This is a genomic window from Paludibacterium sp., from assembly GCF_019232825.1.
Classification (GTDB): domain Bacteria; phylum Pseudomonadota; class Gammaproteobacteria; order Burkholderiales; family Chromobacteriaceae; genus Paludibacterium.
The window spans coordinates 1-18,592 of record NZ_JAFAND010000096.1; the positions used below are offsets into that span (position 1 = coordinate 1).

15 protein-coding genes are annotated in these 18,592 nt (G+C 62.3%); 4 read left to right on the forward strand and 11 right to left on the reverse strand.

Annotation, left to right across the window (positions count from 1 at the left end; all coding sequences use genetic code 11):
- Nucleotides 1-192: 192 nt before the first annotated feature.
- From JOZ06_RS12955 to kdpF, 6 genes are all read right to left on the reverse strand, one after another.
- Complete coding sequence (locus JOZ06_RS12955) at nt 193-891, reverse strand: response regulator (protein ID WP_293233063.1); 699 nt, start codon at nt 889-891, stop codon at nt 193-195.
- Between the two features lie 6 nt (nt 892-897).
- Nucleotides 898-3,585, reverse strand: coding sequence for a sensor histidine kinase KdpD (locus JOZ06_RS12960; RefSeq protein ID WP_293233065.1), 2,688 nt, complete (start codon nt 3,583-3,585; stop codon nt 898-900).
- 85 nt (nt 3,586-3,670) lie between these two features.
- Entirely contained in the window at nt 3,671-4,240 is a 570-nt protein-coding gene (gene kdpC / locus JOZ06_RS12965) for a potassium-transporting ATPase subunit KdpC (protein ID WP_293233067.1), read from the reverse strand.
- A 9-nt stretch (nt 4,241-4,249) separates the two neighbouring features.
- Nucleotides 4,250-6,319 carry a potassium-transporting ATPase subunit KdpB gene (gene kdpB / locus JOZ06_RS12970; protein WP_293233069.1) on the reverse strand — a complete coding sequence of 690 codons (2,070 nt, stop codon included), beginning with the start codon at nt 6,317-6,319 and terminating at the stop codon, nt 4,250-4,252.
- 22 nt (nt 6,320-6,341) lie between these two features.
- Nucleotides 6,342-8,150, reverse strand: a complete 1,809-nt coding sequence (gene kdpA, locus JOZ06_RS12975; protein ID WP_293233071.1) for a potassium-transporting ATPase subunit KdpA — start codon at nt 8,148-8,150, stop codon at nt 6,342-6,344.
- Nucleotide 8,151: 1 nt separating this feature from the next.
- Complete coding sequence (gene kdpF, locus JOZ06_RS12980; RefSeq protein ID WP_293233073.1) at nt 8,152-8,241, reverse strand: K(+)-transporting ATPase subunit F; 90 nt, start codon at nt 8,239-8,241, stop codon at nt 8,152-8,154.
- A gap of 766 nt (nt 8,242-9,007) precedes the next feature.
- Between kdpF and JOZ06_RS12985 the strand changes: the two genes are divergently transcribed.
- From JOZ06_RS12985 to JOZ06_RS13000, 4 genes are read left to right on the forward strand one after another with little or no spacing between them, the layout of a single operon-like run.
- The gene (locus JOZ06_RS12985) at nt 9,008-10,618 is read left to right on the forward strand and encodes an asparagine synthase-related protein (RefSeq protein ID WP_293233075.1); all 1,611 of its coding nucleotides are present in this window, start codon (nt 9,008-9,010) and stop codon (nt 10,616-10,618) included.
- Entirely contained in the window at nt 10,615-11,298 is a 684-nt protein-coding gene (locus JOZ06_RS12990) for a lasso peptide biosynthesis B2 protein (RefSeq protein ID WP_293233077.1), read from the forward strand. The genes JOZ06_RS12985 and JOZ06_RS12990 overlap by 4 nt, the downstream gene beginning before the upstream one ends.
- Nucleotides 11,298-13,010 carry an ABC transporter ATP-binding protein gene (locus tag JOZ06_RS12995; protein ID WP_293233079.1) on the forward strand — a complete coding sequence of 571 codons (1,713 nt, stop codon included), beginning with the start codon at nt 11,298-11,300 and terminating at the stop codon, nt 13,008-13,010. Before JOZ06_RS12990 ends, JOZ06_RS12995 begins: the two co-directional genes overlap by 1 nt.
- A 24-nt stretch (nt 13,011-13,034) precedes the next feature.
- Nucleotides 13,035-14,039 (forward strand): glycosyltransferase family 2 protein, encoded by a 1,005-nt coding sequence (locus tag JOZ06_RS13000; protein ID WP_293233081.1) that lies wholly within the window; start codon nt 13,035-13,037, stop codon nt 14,037-14,039.
- Here JOZ06_RS13000 and JOZ06_RS13005 read toward each other — a convergent pair.
- The 5 genes from JOZ06_RS13005 to JOZ06_RS13025 all read right to left on the reverse strand — a co-directional run bounded on the left by JOZ06_RS13005 (nt 14,036) and on the right by JOZ06_RS13025 (nt 18,592).
- On the reverse strand, nt 14,036-14,491 hold the full coding sequence (locus JOZ06_RS13005) for a ferritin-like domain-containing protein (protein ID WP_293233082.1): 456 nt from the start codon (nt 14,489-14,491) through the stop codon (nt 14,036-14,038). The two genes, JOZ06_RS13000 and JOZ06_RS13005, sit on opposite strands and share 4 nt — an antisense overlap.
- An 87-nt stretch (nt 14,492-14,578) precedes the next feature.
- On the reverse strand, nt 14,579-15,526 hold the full coding sequence (locus JOZ06_RS13010) for an L-threonylcarbamoyladenylate synthase (RefSeq protein ID WP_293233084.1): 948 nt from the start codon (nt 15,524-15,526) through the stop codon (nt 14,579-14,581).
- An 11-nt stretch (nt 15,527-15,537) separates the two neighbouring features.
- Nucleotides 15,538-16,173 (reverse strand): violacein biosynthesis enzyme VioE, encoded by a 636-nt coding sequence (gene vioE, locus JOZ06_RS13015; RefSeq protein WP_293233086.1) that lies wholly within the window; start codon nt 16,171-16,173, stop codon nt 15,538-15,540.
- 8 nt (nt 16,174-16,181) lie between these two features.
- Entirely contained in the window at nt 16,182-17,303 is a 1,122-nt protein-coding gene (locus JOZ06_RS13020; RefSeq protein ID WP_293233088.1) for a tryptophan hydroxylase, read from the reverse strand.
- Nucleotides 17,303-18,592, reverse strand: coding sequence for an NAD(P)/FAD-dependent oxidoreductase (locus JOZ06_RS13025; RefSeq protein ID WP_293233090.1), 1,290 nt, complete (start codon nt 18,590-18,592; stop codon nt 17,303-17,305). Before JOZ06_RS13025 ends, JOZ06_RS13020 begins: the two co-directional genes overlap by 1 nt.

Consider the following 18,592-nt stretch of genomic DNA (forward strand, 5'->3'; position numbering starts at 1 on the left):
TCGCGGCCGATTAACCACGAAGGGGGAGCCTAGACTCCCCGAACCGGCGCCGCACATGTCTGTGGCGCACTGCCTTCGGCGAGTGCGCCCTACGCAAAAGCGCATCCACGGTCGTAGGGAGCAATCGCCGCGCAACGTGCGGCATTGCGCCGACGCCGCCACGAGGCGGGACCAGGCGCTTCCGCTGTCGTGCTAGGCGCTCAGGCATAACCGGTAGCCGACACCGGTCTCGGTCAGGATATGGTGCGGCATGGCCGGGTTGTCCTCCAGCTTCTGCCGCAAGTGCCCCATGTAGACACGCAGATATTGATGGCTTTCCGAATAGGACGGTCCCCACACCTCGCGCAGCAGTTCGCGATGCGTCAGCACCTTGCCGGCGTCGCGCACCAGCACGCTCAACAGCCGGTATTCGACCGGCGTCAAACGCACCTCGGCCCCGCGCTTGTACACCAGGCGGTTTACCGGATCGACGCGCACGTCGCCGAATTCGATCACCTGATTGGCCGAGGCGCTATCGCGCACGCGGCGGCGCAACAGCACGCGCACGCGCGCCAGGCACTCCGCCACGCCGAACGGCTTGGTCAGATAATCCTCGGCGCCGGCATCCAGCGCCTCGACCTTCTGTTCTTCCTGGGTGCGCGCCGATAACACCAGAATCGGCACCTGCGACCACTGGCGCAAGCGCCGGATCACCTCGACGCCATCCAGATCCGGCAGCCCCAGATCGAGAATCACCAGGTCCGGTTTGCGCGTTTCCACCTCGATCAGCCCCTGACGGCCGGTCTCGGCTTCGTGCACGCGGATGCCCTCGTTGTCCAGCGTGGCCGCCAGAAAGTCTCGAATCGGCTTTTCGTCCTCGATCAACACCACGGTGATCGGCAGTTCGCTCATGGTCCGTCACTCCTCCGGCACCCGCGGGGGATGTCCCAGCGGCAGCGTAAAGGTAAAACACGCGCCATGCGGCTCGCGGTTGGCGGCGCTGATCACGCCGCCGTGCGCCTCGACGATCGAGCGGCAGATGGCGAGTCCAAGCCCGACGCCCGGCGTGGGCGATTCGGAAGTCCCGCGGGTGAATTTGTCGAACAGCCGGCTTTCCAGGCCGGCCGGCACCCCCGGACCATCGTCGCAGACCGAGATCGACACCGCGCTGCCACTGACGTCGGCCGCAAGGCGAATGGTGGACCCCGGCGGCGTGTACTTGCCGGCATTTTGCAACAGATTGACCAGCACCCGCTCGATCAGCACTTCGTCGAACGCCAATAACGGCAAATTGGCCGACAGCTCGACCTGCAGCTGATGGCCGGCCAGCGCGGTGTCGGCCGAGCGCAACGCGCTGCCGACCACGTCGTCGAGCAACTGCCATTGCTTGTTCAGGCGCACGCCGGACTGCAGGCGCGCCATGTCGAGCAGGTTGGTCACCAAGTTGTTCATGCGCAGCGCCTCGTCATGAATCGAGTGCGCCACCTCCAATTGCCGTTCGCGCGGCAGCGCCTGCGCCAACAGGGTCGACAACCCGACCATGGTGGTCAGCGGCGTGCGCAGATCATGCGAAATGGCCGACAGCACGCTGTTGCGCAGCCGCTCCGACTCCATCGCCACGATCGCGTCCTGCGCCACCTCGACGTAATGCACCCGTTCCAGCGCCAGCGCGATCTGCGCGGCGCAGGTTTCCAACAGGCGCTGCTGTTCGGGAATAAACACTTGATGCGGATCGGGCGGCACCAGCGCCAGCACGCCGCGCGTGCGCATCGGCGCCTTGAGCGGCACGTACAGCGCCGCATTGGACGGCAGCGTGTCGGTGCCGAGACCGGCCGGCTGCTGGTGGTCGTACACCCATTGCGCCACGCCGGCGTCGGCGATGCCGCCCTCGCCGGCGGCGCGCACCTGCTCCTGGCTATTGGGGATCAGCATCTCGCAGCGCGCCTGAAACAACGCCTCGACATGGCTCGTGCCGATGTCGAGGATCTGCTGCGCCGTCAGCGCGCCGGCCAATTCGCGCCCCAAATCGTACAACGACCGCGTACGGCGCTCGCGCTGCGTGGCGATGCGCACGGAAAAACTCATGCGCGCGGTCAGTTGGCTGATGGTCAGCGCCACCGTCAGCATGACGATGAACGTCAACAGATATTGGGTATCGGAGACCGTGAACGACATGCGCGGCGGCACAAAGAAAAAGTCGAACACCGCCACCGACAGGAAGGACGCCATCACCCCCGGGCCGCGGCCGAAACGCACCGCGATCCCCACCACCACCATCAGGTAAATCATGATGATGTTGGACAGGTCCAACAGCGGCACCAGCACCGCCGCGAGCGCGGTCGTCGCCGCCGTCACCGCCAGCGCCGCCAGGTAGCCGACGCGCTTCTTCTCCTGCGCCTCATGCTCCTCGTACAGGCCGCCGGCGGAGCGGAAGCGGCTCTTGCCCTCTTCTTCCTCCTCGACATTGACGTCGCCGCCGACCACATAGATGTCGAATTCGCTATGGCGGCGCGATAATTCGTCCACCAGCGTCGGGCGCATCATTTGCGACCAGCGGCTGCGCGGCGACTTACCCAACACCAGCTTGGAGACGTTGCGCGTCACCGCGTAGGCTTCCACCGTTTCCGCCAGGTCGGCGCCGGCCAGCACGCTGGTTTCGGCGCCCAACTCCTGCGCGAGCTTCAGCACTTTGAGGATGTGGTCGCGTTTGGCTTTCGACAGCCGCTGCAACGCCGGCGTCTCGACATAGGCGACGATCCAATCGGCGTCGAGGTTGGCCGCCATGCGTTTGGCGCTGCGCACCAGTTTCTCGCCACCCGGCGCCGGACCGAGACAGATCAACAGCCGCTCGCGCGCCTGCCACACCGGCTTGATTTCCTGGTCGGCGCGGTAGGCGCGCATCTGCGCGTCGACGCGGTCGGCCGTGCGCCTAAGCGCCAGCTCGCGCAACGCCAGCAGATTGCCCTTGCGGAAAAAATTGTCCACCGCGCGTTTCGCCTGGTGGGCGATATAGACCTTGCCGGCATGCAGGCGGCCGATCAGCTCCTCCGGCGGCAAGTCCACCAGCGCCACTTCTTCGGCCGAGTCGAATACCTTGTCCGGCAGCGTCTCGCGCACCACGATGCCGGTAATCTGCCCGACCACGTCGTTCAGGCTTTCCAAATGCTGCACATTCAACGTGGTGTAGACGTCGATGCCGGCGGCCAGGAGCTCGTCCACGTCTTGCCAGCGCTTGGGATGGCGTGAGCCGGGCACGTTGGAATGAGCGAACTCGTCGATCAGGATCAGCGGCGGCTTCAACGCCAGCGCGGCATCCAGATCGAACTCCTTGAGCTTGTGCCCCTTGTAATCTATTTCCTTCAGCGGCAGCAATTCGAGGCCGACCAGCTTTTCCTCGGTCTCCTTGCGGCCATGGGTTTCGACCACGCCGGCCACCACCTTGCCGCCCGCGGCCACGCGCTCCTGTGCGGCGGAAAGCATGGCGTAGGTCTTGCCCACGCCGGCGCAGGCGCCGAAAAAGATTTTCAGCCGGCCGCGTTGGGCGACGGCTTCATCGCGTTTGAGCTGATTGAGAAGTTCGTCCGGATCCGGGCGTTGATCGGTCATGATGATTCTTTCTTCGTTGGCCCCGCACATGGCGCGGCCCGGGGCGCCAAAAGCGCCCCGGGCCCGCCGGCCATTTTACCGCCGCTTACAAGCGATCGAGATCTAGGTTCAATTGCAGCACATTCACGCGTGCTTCGCCAAGGAAACCCCATTGCGGCGGCGTAATGTGGCTGTCGACCAGGGCCTTGACCTTATCCGCCGGCAACTTGCGCACGGCGGCCACGCGCAGCACCTGATAGTAGGCCGCCGCCGGAGAAATATCCGGGTCCAGACCGCTGGCCGAGGCCGTGACCAGATCGACCGGCACGGCGCCTGCCGGCACCGGACCGGCGGCCTTGAGCGCGTCGATGCGCGCCTTGACGGCATCGGTCAGCGCCGAGTTGGTCGGCCCCAGGTTGGAGGCGCCAGAGTTGGCGGCGTTGTTCGGCTGCGGCGAGGTCGCCGACGGCCGGCTCCAGAAGTAACGGTTGTCGCTGAAATTCTGGCCGATCAGGCTCGAGCCGATGACCTTGCCGTCTTTGACCACCAGGCTGCCATTGGCCTCATGCGGAAAGATCGCTTGCGCGAGGCCGGTCATCACCAGCGGGTACACCAGGCCGGTCAGCACGGTGAACGCGACGAACAGCACGATTGCGGGACGAAATGTCTTGATCATGATAAATCCTTACGCCCAGTTGAAGACACCAAGGATCATGTCGATCACCTTGATGCCGACGAAGGGCACGATAATGCCGCCGAGACCGTAAATCAGCAGGTTGTCGCGCAACAGCTGCGCGGCCGCCTGGGCCTTGTATTTCACCCCTTTGAGCGCCAGCGGGATCAGCGCCACGATCACCAGGGCGTTGAAGATCACCGCCGACAGGATGGCCGAATTGGGGCTGTTCAGATGCATGACGTTCAAGGCGTTCAATTGCGGATAGGTCGAGGCGAACGCCGCCGGGATGATGGCGAAATACTTGGCCACGTCGTTGGCGATCGAGAACGTGGTCAACGAGCCGCGCGTCATCAGCATCTGCTTGCCGATCTCGACGATCTCGATCAGCTTGGTCGGATTGGAGTCCAAGTCGACCATGTTGCCGGCTTCCTTGGCGGCCTGCGTGCCGGTGTTCATCGCCACGGCCACGTCGGCCTGGGCCAGCGCCGGCGCGTCGTTGGTGCCGTCGCCGGTCATGGCCACGAGCTTGCCCTCGGCCTGATGCTTGCGAATCAGCGACAGCTTGTTCTCCGGCGTCGCTTCGGCCAGGAAGTCGTCCACTCCCGCCTCGGCGGCGATGGCGGCGGCGGTCAGCGGGTTGTCGCCGGTGATCATCACCGTCTTGATACCCATCTGGCGCAGCTCGGCGAAACGCTCCTTGATGCCGCCCTTGACGATGTCCTTGAGTTCGATCACGCCCAGCACGCGATTGCCTTCGGCCACCAACAGCGGCGTGCTGCCGCGGCGCGCCACCTCGTCGGCCATGCGGCCCACGTCCTCGGGGAAGGTGCCGCCCTCGGCCTGCACATGCTTGCGGATGGCGTCGATCGCGCCCTTGCGGATCTGGCGGCCGTCGTAATCGACCCCGGACATGCGCGTGGTGGCCGAGAACGGGATGAAGGTCGCTTCATGCTCTTTCAAGGGGCGCTGGCGCAGGTTGAACTGCTGCTTGGCCAGCACCACGATGCTGCGGCCTTCCGGCGTTTCGTCGGCCAGCGACGCCAACTGCGCCGCGTCGGCCAGCATTTCCACGCTCACGCCCATCGCCGGCAGGAAAGTCGACGCTTGACGGTTGCCGAGCGTGATGGTGCCGGTCTTGTCCAGCAGCAGCACGTCGACGTCGCCGGCGGCTTCCACCGCGCGCCCGGAGGTGGCGATGACGTTGGCCTGCATCATGCGGCTCATGCCGGCCACGCCGATGGCGGACAGCAGGCCGCCGATGGTGGTCGGGATCAGACACACCAGCAGCGCCACCAAAACGGTGATGGTGATCGGCGTGCCGGCGTGCGCCACGCTGACGCTGAACAGCGAGTACGGCAGCAGCGTGACGGTCACGATCAGGAACACGATGGTCAGCGCCACGAGCAGAATGGTCAGCGCGATCTCGTTCGGCGTCTTCTGGCGCTTGGCGCCCTCCACCATGGCGATCATGCGGTCGAGGAAGGTCTCGCCCGGGTTGGCGGAGATGCGCACCACGATCCAGTCGGACAGCACGCGGGTGCCGCCGGTCACCGAGGAAAAGTCGCCGCCGAACTCGCGGATCACCGGGGCCGATTCGCCGGTGATGGCCGACTCGTCCACCGAGGCAACGCCTTCGATCACTTCGCCATCCACCGGGATGGTGTCGCCGGCCTCGACCAGCACCACGTCGCCCTTACGCAGACTGGAACCGTCGACCACGGTCACCTTGGCGCCGTATTTCTCGCCGGCCAGCTTCTTGGCCACCACGTTCTTCTTGGCGCTGCGCAAGCTCGCCGCCTGCGCCTTGCTGCGGCCCTCGGCCAGCGCCTCGGCGAAGTTGGCGAACAACAGCGTGAACCACAGCCACAGGGTAATGGCCAGGATGAAGCCGAACGAGGCCTCGCCCTTGCCCTGGGCCGCGGGGATCAACAGCAGCGTGGTCAAAATGCTGCCGACGAACACCACGAACATCACCGGGTTGCGCCACTGATTGCGCGGCGTCAGTTTCTTGAACGAGTCGATCAGCGCCGGCTTGACCAGCGTCGGATCGAACATCGATAAACGTTTGGATTGGCTCATATTCCGTCTCTCCTGTCGGTTCTCAGTGCGCCAGGATCATTTGCAAATGCTCGGCCACCGGGCCCAACGCCAGCGCCGGCACATAGTTCAGCGCGCCCACTAGAAGCACCACGCCGATGAGCAGCACCACGAACAGCGGACCGTGGGTCGGCAGCGTGCCGGAAGTCACCTGCAGGCGCTTCTTCGCCCCGAGCGAACCGGCGATGGCCAAGATCGGCACGATCATGAAGAAACGGCCGAACCACATGGCGATACCGGTCATGATGTTGTACCAGGGGGTATTGACCGACACGCCGGCAAACGCGCTGCCATTGTTGTTGGCGGCCGAAGTGAAGGTGTAGAGCAGCTCGCTGAAGCCGTGCGCGCCCGGATTGGCGATGGCGGCGCGGCCGCCGTCGGTCATCACGGCGATGGCGGTCAGCACCAGCACCAAGGTCGGCGTCACCAGAATGGTCAGCGCGGTCATCTTCATCTCGAAGATTTCGATCTTCTTGCCCAAGTACTCCGGCGTGCGCCCCACCATCAGCCCGGCGATGAATACCGCCAGGATGGCGAAGATCAGCATGCCGTACAGACCGGAGCCGACGCCGCCGAACACCACTTCGCCCAGCTGCATCAGGAAGGTCGGCACCAGGCCGCCCAGCGGCGTGAGCGAATCATGCATGGCATTGACCGCGCCGCACGAGGCCGAGGTGGTGACGGCGACGAACAGCATGGTGCTGTTGATGCCGAAGCGGGTTTCCTTGCCCTCCATGTTGCCGCCCGCTTGCAAGGTCGACGCCTGCTGGTCGACGTTCAGATGCGACAATGCCGGCACGCCCTTCTGTTCGGCCCATAGGCCGACGCAAGTCAGCGAGACGAATAGCACCGCCATGGCGGCGATCACCGCCCAGCCCTGGCGCTTGTCGCCCACCATGGCGCCGAAGGTGAAGCACAGCCCGGCCGGGATCAGGAAGATCGCCAGCATCTGCAGGAAGTTGGCCAACGGGGTCGGGTTCTCATACGGATGCGCCGAGTTGGCGTTGTAGAAGCCGCCGCCGTTGGTGCCGAGCATCTTGATCGCTTCCTGAGACGCCACCGGGCCCATGGCCAGCGTTTGCGTCTTGGTGGTCAGCGTATCGATGATCGGCTTGCCCGCGGCATCCTTGACCGGGTTGCCGGCCTTGTCGACGCGCGGCACCTGATACTGCGTGGCCTGTACGGTGGCGACATCCTTGTACGGGCTCAGGTTCTGAATCGCGCCTTGGCCGACGAACAGCAGGCCGAGCACGATCGACAGCGGCAGCAGGATATACAGCGTGATACGCGTCAGATCGGCCCACAGATTGCCGATCACCGCCGCGCTATGACGGGCGAAGCCGCGAATCAGCGCGATCACCACGGCAATGCCGCTGGCAGCCGAGAGGAAGTTCTGCACCGTCAGCGCCGCCATCTGCGTCAGATAGCTCATCGTGGTTTCGCCGGCATAGCCCTGCCAGTTGGTATTGGTGACGAACGAGACGGCGGTATTGAAGGCCGAGTCGGGCGACACGGCGGTCATGCCTTGCGGGTTCAACGGCAGATAGCCTTGCACACGCTGCAGCAGATAGACGAACAGCACACCGACAAAGCTGAACAGGATCAAGCCGAAGGTGTACGGCTTCCAGCCGGACTCCTCTTTCGGATCGACCCCGCACAGGCGGTAAACGGCATGCTCCACCGGCACGAGAAACCGCGCCGGACCTGGGATATCCCCTTTGACGATACGCGCCATGTAACCGCCGAGCGGATACGACAGCAACAGCAGCGCGACGAGAAAAGTCCCCAGCAAAATCAGGGCATCAGGCGTCATGTTAGAAATTCTCCGGTTTCACTAGCGCATAAATCAGATACACCAACAACCCGACGGCCGCGACGGCGCTCAGCACGTAGATGAGGCTCATGATTTGCCTCCCAGCCGCGCACAGCCCTCGATCAACAGGAAGGTCAACAGCGCGAATCCTAGCGCCAGACCCACATAGGCCAGATCCATGACGATCTCCTTAGTAGTTTGCTTAGCGGTCCACGCCCACGGCGCATCCGCTGATAGTTCAGGATCGAACATTACCCACCGGCATATAAAAACGGCGTAAAAAAGCTGTTGCACCTGTAAGGTTTGTCTCTTGACATGTCTGATAAGTTGGCAAGTCAGATGGGGCCCTCACAACTGGCCGCTAGCGCAATATCTTTAATGGGGAAAAATCAGGGGAGACCAGAGAAGCTAGTTAACTCATGAGCCCCCGTATCAACCCGCATTTTTTGTGTATAGCTGACAGCACAGGAACCAGTGTACAGCCCATGAGCCGAACATTTTCCTGAAGGAAAAGTATGGGCCGTAAGGCTCTATTCCGGACCAAGGCCTCGACGTCAAGTAAGAATGGCGAGCCCCCGCGTGCAACCAACTCACACTAAAACCACTCTAGTCGTGAGCGCCCATCCCCGTGGCGTATCACACAGGAGAGAACCTCTTATGAAACGGTTTTTCGCCAATCGTTACACGATTACCCTCGGCATTTTGGGAGCAGAAGTTAATGCGTCCCGCAATACCCATGGCTCAACGTCCAGCTCTACCGTAGAGATGTCTGGCTGGGTTTACAGGCCATAAATCTCGTCCAACCGATCCGCTCCAGCCGGAGCGGACGCGCCTACATATTCGCACTGAACATTGCTATGCAACGACGTATTCGACGCATCCTCCTGCTGTTTTCCTTTCCTGAGGGCAAACCCATACCGCATCACAACCCGACTACTGGCGTGACACTCTATGCACCCTCCGGTACATACCTACACGTTGACGATCAGACACTGATGTTGAACAGCGGAGACCAGATTTACCTGACACCCCAATCCATCACACTGTTCAAGCGTATTGATAGTCGCTGGCCGCTATTCTTCTGCCGCCATGAGGAATCACTACTCGTCAGTGATCAATTGTCGACTCTGCAACGAAGCGGCGGCTTCTACGAGTGGGATGATCATTACCTTGCCTATTTCCTTTATCAGGAAGAAGCACAGACACGGCAAACTCCTATCCAGGGCATCTCACAAGTACTCAACGGCGAGCGCCTTCGCATCACGTTCAGCGACGGAACCTTATTCTCCGATATGAGCCATGCGCTGGCCTGTTTGACACCCAACACCGATGAGACACCTCCTTTGGCAGATATGCTCTGCCAGAGCCTGCAACACCAGCTAGGAAATAAGAGTGCCCTACTAGAATTCTCCGGAGGGTTGGACTCTACCGCCATACTCCTAAGCGCGCGCGCACTTGATATGCCCTTTATTACAGCAACGGCATGGGATAGCCAGGCTTATGCGCCAGACGACCGATGGTATGCCGACGATTGCTGCCGTCGCTATGGACTGCGTCACCACATCATCGATCTAGCTGAGTTCGATCCGATGGCGCTCGATCCGCCAATGCCTGCGCATGCCCCATCAAATATGTATCTCATGGTTAGATATGAAGAAAGGCTATTGGAATATGGGCAAAAGGACGCGCTTGCATTTTATTTGAACGGCCATGGCGGCGACCATATCTTCCTAGCAAATCCAACATGGGCCTGCGTATTGGCAGCGCCCCGCGGACAACGCCACGCTACGTTGCAGCGCTTGGCCGCATTGCAATGCTTGCCTTACCCACTTGCCTTGGCGCAATGGGCACGGATGTGGCTGCGACAGATATGCCACCGTGCCGATGAGCCTACTTATTGGCAAAGAATGAAAGAATTTTCCACTCAAAGCTGGCTTTCTCTGGCTCTGGCTCAAATGGCAAAAAAAGTACAGAGCTACCGCGATCTTCTAGCTTTTGACAGGTTAACCCCAATTGAGCAAGTCCGTTGCCGACTGTTTTATCAACTGGCGCAAGAACTGTCGCATCCTAGGCTCCGGGACCGGCATGCCCAGCTATTGTTTCCATTTTTCGATGAAGCGCTTATCCGCGCAGCAAACGCACTTCCAGCTTGGCAGGGGTTCAACGCTCAGGGTAGCCGACAACTGTTGCGCCAGGCACTCAATGCCCGCTATCACGAACCTGGCCTCAGCAGGCAAAGTAAAGGACACACTACCGCCTCGGTGCTGCGTTCGCTGCAGCGGCAGCATGCCGCAGTCGCGGAGCGACTAAGAGAAGGTTACTTGGTGAAAAGCGGCATGGTGCAATGGCGTGAGTTGGAGCACGATCTGCGGCGCCAGTGTCTTGGTATCGGAGGGGTTTCGCCAGCAGTCATGCACGCCCTGGCCATCGAGGTATTCATCCATCGCGCACGACAGGAAGTGGAATGAATTCAACCTATTTCAGATTTTGCGATCACATCCACCATCTATTCGTTGGAGAGCAACTAATCCTGTTGGACGCGCGACGAGACCGCTACATCTTCATAGCCCCCCCTGTCAGTACTTCCTTGCTTCAGGCATTAACGCAGCAAACACCGGAATCTGCTTTATCGGAAACAATTGCAGTTGCACTCAGCCGGAAAGTACTGCGTAGATGTGATCATCCCGTTGCGATCAGGCAGACCAGCGGGCATCCTGTCGGCATAGGGCTACATGAATGGCAATCCTCTGAGGAACCACTAACGATTCCGCCGTACCAACGCGTATGCGTTATGGGATATTTCACAGTAGTCACGCTGCAAATACGATTATTTGGTCTGAACCGTCTTCTCCAAAATATCAGCCAGTTCGCACGCAATGCGACTCGCACGGCTGATGTCGAAGTAAGCGGCCACATCGCCAACAAAGTGCGCCATTGCAGCCGGTCACTGCCTTTTAGGACAGCCTGTCTTGAAAACGCCCTGGTGACTGCCGTACTGTTGGCGCGCCACGCACTCCCCTTTCAATTTCGCATTGGCTTTCAACTTGATCCGTTTCTCGCTCATGCCTGGCTCAATGTCGACGGGCAAGTTCTGCTGGACCGGCCAGATTTGAACCAGGCAATGCATATATTGGTGAATCTGCCCTGATGAATGTCTTCACCCATTGGCATAACTATCATCTGGTGTTTCATGCTCTGACACGCTTTCATCCATATGCAGTACGACAGATCGTGACTATGTCATCGCTGGTCGCCTTGATCAGCCTAGTCAATATCGCTACGCCGTGGCTCTTGAAGCAAGCACTGGACTCCTTGCCTGGCCCGGATGCACAGTGGCGTATTGTCGTCTACGCCCTCGCCTGGAGCGCCGCCCAGGCTGCTTGTTTCTGGAAGAGCATTCTGGCGACGATCCTATCGGCCTCGTTTGAGCGAGGCCTCTCGCTGGCACTCTTCAATCAACATATCCGCCGCCCCTGGCGCGACCATCCGCTCGACGAAGCACCAGGCGAAGTACTCACCGTGCTCCAGCGTTCAGCCGCCAGCGCGGGAAGCATCACCTATGGTGTTGCATGGGCGTTCCTACCCGCGCTAATCGAGCTAATAGGGGCCGCATGGGTATTAGCTGTCAGCCAATCCTGGCACATCGCATTGATCCTATTCACGACCCTATCGGTGTTCTTTGTTGCATCACTCATGGCGGCACGTACTGCCCGAACTGTGACGGTCCAAATCAATCAGGCAGGCAATCGACTGGGCGCATTTCTGGTAGAGCGGCTGACCTTCACGCCGACACAGCAACTACTGAACGCCCATGATCAGTCGCTGGTTGACTCTCAAAAGCACTTCGACCGCTGGCAGCAAGAAGTCATCAATGGCAACCGTCGTCTTGGCCTGTTGTACGCAGGCAAGATTCTTCTGATCGGCGCTGGGCTGTTGGCCGGGTTATTGGTTTCGGCCAACACCATTGCCGCAGGTCAAGGCAGCATCGGTGATTTCGTCATGGTCAATGCCTATATGCTCCAGTTCACCATACCGATGACCTGGCTTGCCGTTAACGTATTTGACATTCAGAAAAACCTGGTAGCACTAGAAGAGGGGGCGCGTTGGCTCACCGCTCAAAACCTGCCCCACGCCACTACCTCACTTCCCCCGGTCTCCACGAGCGTACCGCTGCAAGTACATGACCTGCAGCCGCTGCATACAATGGAACGCAGCCTCCCGGTCAACTTCACACTCTCACCCGGCGCCTGGCTTGCGCTCTCGGGTCCATCGGGTAGCGGCAAAAGCAGCGTGCTCGATGCGCTCACAAAAATGAGCAGTTACCGCGGTCGCATCTTGCTGGGTACCCTTGATGCTGCGGCAACGGAGGACCAGCACTGGCGCACACTCGTCGTTGGCGTTCGCCAACATCCTCAAGTCCTGGCCGGCACCCTTCGTGCAAATATCTTGTATGGCATATCGGAGCAGGAACATGAACAGGCGCTACAGCACGCCTGCTATTTAGCATGCCTAGACGGGGTAATCGCCAATAAGCCAGGCGGGCTCGACTTCGAAGTGGTGCAAGCGGGCGCCAACCTATCCGGCGGCGAGATCATGCGGCTCGCCATTGCTCGTGCCCTGGTGCGCAAACCACAAGTGCTGGTGCTTGACGAGCCGACCGCAGCGCTCGATGTGCAGACGGAACAAACACTCTTGAATCGGCTGCGCCAAAGCGGGTTGACCATACTGCTTTCTAGCCACTCTCCTATCTGCTTGGCATTTTGCGATCAGGTCGTGGAACTGAAAACGCTGAACAGCGGGGAATCCAGCCATGACAAAATCCACAGCCATCCTTGTTTGCAACCCGATGAGCATGGATAATCATCTCATTTTTGCACCGCTTCCATGCTGCCCATCGTTTCCATCATCCTGCCCAGCTACAACGATCTCAGTTACCTGGAAACCACGCTGCGCTCGATCACGGCGCAGACGTTCACCAATTTCGAACTGATCATCGTCGACGACGGCAGCAGCGACGAAACCCCGGTGCGACTGCGCTCGCTGATCGCGGCCGACACCCGCCTGCGCTACGCGCGGCGCGAACGCGGCGGCGTCGGCGCCGCGCGCAACACCGGGCTCGCGCAAGCGCGCGGCCGTTTCGTCGCCTTCGTCGATGCCGACGATCTGTTGCATCCCGCTTTCCTGCATACCCTGGTCAACGCCGCCGAAAATGCCGGCGCCGACGTGGCGCAGTGCCATATGCATCCCTTCGCCGACGGTACGCCCTGCAACTTCCCGCCGACCTATACGGTCGCGGGCAAGGGCATGTCGGGGCCGGACGCGCTACGGGGCTTGTTGGCGGGCGACTTGCCGGCAAGCGTGGTGTGCCGGCTGTACCGCCGCGAACGGCTGGGCGAATTGCGTTTCGCCGAGGGCTTGATTTACGAGGATCTGGAGTTTTCGGTGCGGCTGATGGCGCAGGCGACCAAGGTGCAGATCGTGCCGCTCGCGCTCTACGGTTGTCGCCGACGTCAACGCGGACTGAGAGCGCAATACGCGCCGAGTCTGGTGGAAGACCGCATCACCGTCACGCAACATATCAAGGACACGCTGCAGCAACACGGGTTGTGGCCCGCCGAGCGCACGGTATTTCAGCAACTGGCGGCGCGGTTCCTCGGTCGAGAGGGGTTCAAGGATCTGATTCGCGACCAGTCGCTGGATGAATTCCTCTACCAGCGACTGTTGGCGAGCTTGAAGACCGACGGCGAACTCACGTTCTCGACGCTGCGCAAGTTGCCGATCGATGCCGGTCAAAAGAAATGGGTCGGCCTGCCGCTGATTTCGCCCGCGCTGGGGCGGCACTTCCTCAACTTCCAGCTGCGGCGGCGGCAGAAGCGCGTGCGCGCCTAGGAGGAAAAAGGCTTCAACGCGCCGGGAGGGCGCAGCATCTTGTTGACCTCGTCCAGATGCAGCTCCTCCTGCACGATCATGTCGCGCGCGTACTCCTCCAGCAGCACCGACTTGCCCTCGCTGATCTTGAGCAGCGCATAGTAGGCGTCGAGCGCGTTTTGCTCGTGGTCCAGGCTTTCGCGCAAAATGTCGCCGATGTCGTGGCGCTCGGTTTCCAGCAAGGCGCCGATCTTCAGCGACGGATGGCCGCCAAGCAGGGTAACCAGCTCGCCGGCACGGCGGGCGTGATCGAGACTCTCGGTGGCGTTGCCCTTGAGCCAGGATACGATCGGGATGCGGTTATAGCCGTAAACCATCAGCGCGTAGTGGGTGTAGCGCACCACGCCGGCCAATTCCAATTCCATGATGCGGTTCAGGGCGGCAATCGCCTTGGCGCCGTCTTTGGCATTCATGCGGGTCTTCTCCTCTCGTCGCTTGCGTCGCTTCGCGGACGCACTCTACGACTGTAGCACCTCGCGGAACGAGCGCCAGGAAGGCGGCTACAGCGGCTGACTCGCGCGGTTCAGGCGGTCGTGCACCGCCGCCCAGGCGGGCAGGTCCGGCGGCGTCTGGATCAAGAGCCGCTCGGCGCCGAGACGGTCGAGCTGGTAGAGCGCGTCGTACAGCGCGCGCGCATACGCCTTGGGTTCCGGCCCCAGGTCCAGCGCGGGCCCCGCGCTTTTGACCGCGCCGCCGCACCACAGCCAGGCGGTGCCGGCGTCTTGCAACGCCTCTTGCGGCGGCGCGGCGAACCGCCACGCCGGCGTGTGCGGCGCATAGTGGCGGTGATGCTGCCCCGGCACGCGCAAATCCCCCTTGGCGCCCACCGACAATTGACAGCCGAGCACCGCCTCCAGCTCGGCGGCGGACAGCATGCCGTGACGCAACAACCGCGGCGGCTCGTCAGGCAGCATGCCGACGATGGTCGACTCCAGGCCCACCGGGCAGACACCGCCATCCAGAATCAGCAGATCCTCCCCGGCGAACTGGCGCGCCACGTGTTCGGCCGAGGTCGGGCTGATCGACATGTAGCGGTTGGCGGACGGTGCGACCAAGCCGCCGCCGAAGCGGGTGATCAGCTCGCGTGCCAGCGGGTGCGCGGGCACGCGTAGCGCCACGCTGGCCTGGCCCGCGGTCACCATCCGCGACACATGATCGGCCGCCGGCAACACCAACGTCAGCGGGCCGGGCCAGAACGTCTTCATCAACCGCATGGCCGCATCCGGCACCGCCTTGACCCAGTGAACGGACTGGGCGACATCGGCCAGATGCACGATCAGCGGATTGCTGGCGGGGCGGCGCTTGAGTTGAAACACTTTTTGCACCGCATCGAGATTGCAGGCATCGGCCGCCAGGCCATAAACGGTTTCGGTGGGGATAGCGACCAATTGCCCCTGGCGCAGGCGCGCGCAGGCGCGGTCGATATCGGTGGTGACAATGGGATTCACGGCAACAACCATCAAGACGAGGAGCTTCCATTATCCATGCCGGCGCTGTCGGACGCAAAAACCGCGGCGCCCGCCGCGTCTGTGGCGAACACCCAGCCGGGGATCGGCCGCGTGCACAGATTGGGAAAATCCCGTATCGACGCGCGCACGCCGGCCTCTCCCGTCACCATGCGCAACAACTGGCGCGAGCCGGTCTGAACGTACAGCGTCGAAGGCCCCTTGCCCGGCCGCTCGTACGTCCAGGCGTCGGCCGGCCGGCCCAGCACCTGGTGCGTGCCCGCGTGGCGCGCCCCGTACTCGCGCAGCACGCCTTGCGGCAAGTACAACGCATCGAGCGGGCTGATCTCTTCCGCCAGCAGCCTGGCGGCAAGACAATCGCCCTCCGGCGTGCGCTCGCGGCTATATGCCACCTTGCGCTTATGGCTGCGGCCATGCGTGGCATCGCCGATTTCCGACATCCACAGCCGGTAGCCGGTCTCGCGTTCCGGCCAGGGGTTGAATAGCCCGTCGATGCGGCAGAGGTTGCGCGTGTAGTCGAACCAGCAGAAACCGGAACTGATCTGATCGTCCGGCAACATCGGGAACCAGTACGACACATAGGCGCCGCTCCATTGCGGCGGCAAGAGCGGGGGAATCGCTGCGCGCATGCCGTCCCCTAACGGTCGAGCGCGTCGGCAAGCGTGCGCGCGACCGCCTCCGCCAGCGACGGCAGCGCCTGACGCCGCGCCTCGAAATGCCGCGCCAGCGCCAACAGGTCCCAGTGCATCCGCTCGTCGACGGTCTCAAACCATTGCCGGCTGCAATCGGCATGCGCCTTGAACAACGCCGCCAGCGGCAACACCTGCTCGCCGTAGACCGCCAGCGCGGCGTCCACATCGGCGTCGGCGCAGAGCGCTTTCACCAGCCCCTGCGCCGTCGCCACCGCCATCGTGGTGCCGTGGCCGATGGAAAAATGGCCGGATTGCAAGGCGTCACCCAGCAGGACCACCCCGCCGTCGCAGGCGGCGTCGCGGCTGAGCGTCAAGAAACGGCGCCACCCTTGCTCCGCCTGCATCAACAGCGGCTGGCCGTGCAACACACCTTGAAACACGCCGGAGAGAAATGCCGCCGCTTCGCGCGCGGACATGTGGTCGAGCCCCGCGCGGACATAGGTATCCTCGCCGCACTCGACGATGAAGGTGCTCATCCCCGCCGAATAGCGATACGCATGGGCGACGAAGCCCCCCGCGGCATGCGGCTGGAACATCAGGCTCATTTGGTCGAATAGGCGGGTTGTGCCGCACCACAGATAATGGTTGCGACCGAACTCGGCCCGTGGACGCAACCGCCCGGCGCATGGATCGGCCTGATGGCCGACGCCATTGGCCAGCACCACCAAATCGAACTCGCCGCTATCGATCACGGCCGGCATCTCCGGCGCCTGACGGTAGCGCAACTCGACGCCGAGCGCCTGGCACTGGGCGCGCAGTGCTTGCACCACACCCTGACGGCCCACGCCGCACATCGGCACGCCGATCGGCATGCGGCAGGAAACACCGCGCCGGGCCAGCAAAAATTCGGACAGGTATTGCGGCTGCAGCCCGTCCGGCGCGTCCAGATACGACAGCACGTTGGCCGGATGCTGCCCGGCCCGTCCGGGCAGCACCACGCCCCAGCCGGTCTCCGCCTGCTGATCGAGCTTCTCCAGGATGCGGATGCGCCAGCCAGGCCGGGCCCGTTTCATTTGGCTGGCGAAGATCAGTCCCGCCGGACCGGCGCCGATCACCAGTATGTGCATTAGTTGACCCTCCCGATTTTGTACCAGACGTTTTGTTTGCGTTGCATGCGCGCCAGCGCGTCATAGGGCTCCAGCGTGAAATACAGTTTGTCCGCCATGTCCGGCGGGTAATGGCGTGGAAATTTCTCGTGCATATAGCGCGTATAGCGGGCGCGCAGGAAAAACAGCGGACTCGCGGCGCTCAACACGTCGTAATTGGCGCGCGCCATGTCCTGCATCGCGTCGGCCTGCACTTTGCGCTGGCGGGTGAACAACGGCAGCACGCGCGACAAGTCGCGGCCGTGCTCGTCCAGGAGCCTGGCGAGGATGCGCGCGTCCTCCAGCGCCATGTTCATGCCCTGGCCCAGAAACGGCGCGGTGGCGTGCGCCGCGTCGCCCAGCAACACGGCATGCTGCTTGTAATGGAAAGTGCTCGAGCGGACATTGATCAGGTCATTGCTAGGTTTGGCGAGGAATTGCGCCAGCATCTCGTCGCGCGCGGCCTGCGGCAAAGCGGCGAAATAGCGGCGGAAAAACCCCCGCAACGCCACGCGGTCGCGCGTTGCCAGGCTGATCTCTCCCTGATAAGGCAGGCACAGCGAGAAGCTGATGCTGCCGCCTGGAATCGTCGCCGCCCGGCCGGCGAACAGCCCTCGGGAATCCATGCCGAAGAAATAAAGCAGATCCTTGCGAAACCCCAGCGCCTCGGCATCGGGCAGCACCAGGGTTTTGTAGCCGTGACGGAAAAATGTCTGCTGAAACTCGAACCGCGACAGCGCCTGCTGCATCGCTTGGCGCACGGCGGAATGCGCGCCGTCGGCGCCGATGAGCCAGTCGCCGCTCAAGCGCCACAGCGCCCCATCCGGGCCCGCCATCAGCACGGATTTCGCCGCCAAATCGACGTGGAGACACTTCTGCGCGAAGTGGTGAATCACGCCAAGCTTGGCCGCATGAGCGCTCAGCAAGCGCTGAAACGCCGCCCGGTTGAGCGACAGCGGCGCATAATCGGTTTGCGCTCGCAGCTCGCGCAGCCGATATCCGCCGCCTACCGAGAACGCCATGCCGACGATGCGCTCGCCGCATTGCGCCAACGCATCGCGTGCGATACCGGCGGCCAGCACGGCCTGGATGCCCCGCACGGTCATGCTCACGCCAATGGCGCGGGCGCTAAGGGGCTCGATGTCGGCATCCTGATCGCGGCAAGGATCATCCCGCTTTTCCACCACGTGCACCTCATAGCCGCGCCTGGCCAGGTAGATGGCGGCCAAGCCGCCAGCCAGCCCCCCGCCGACGATGATCACTCTCTGCAT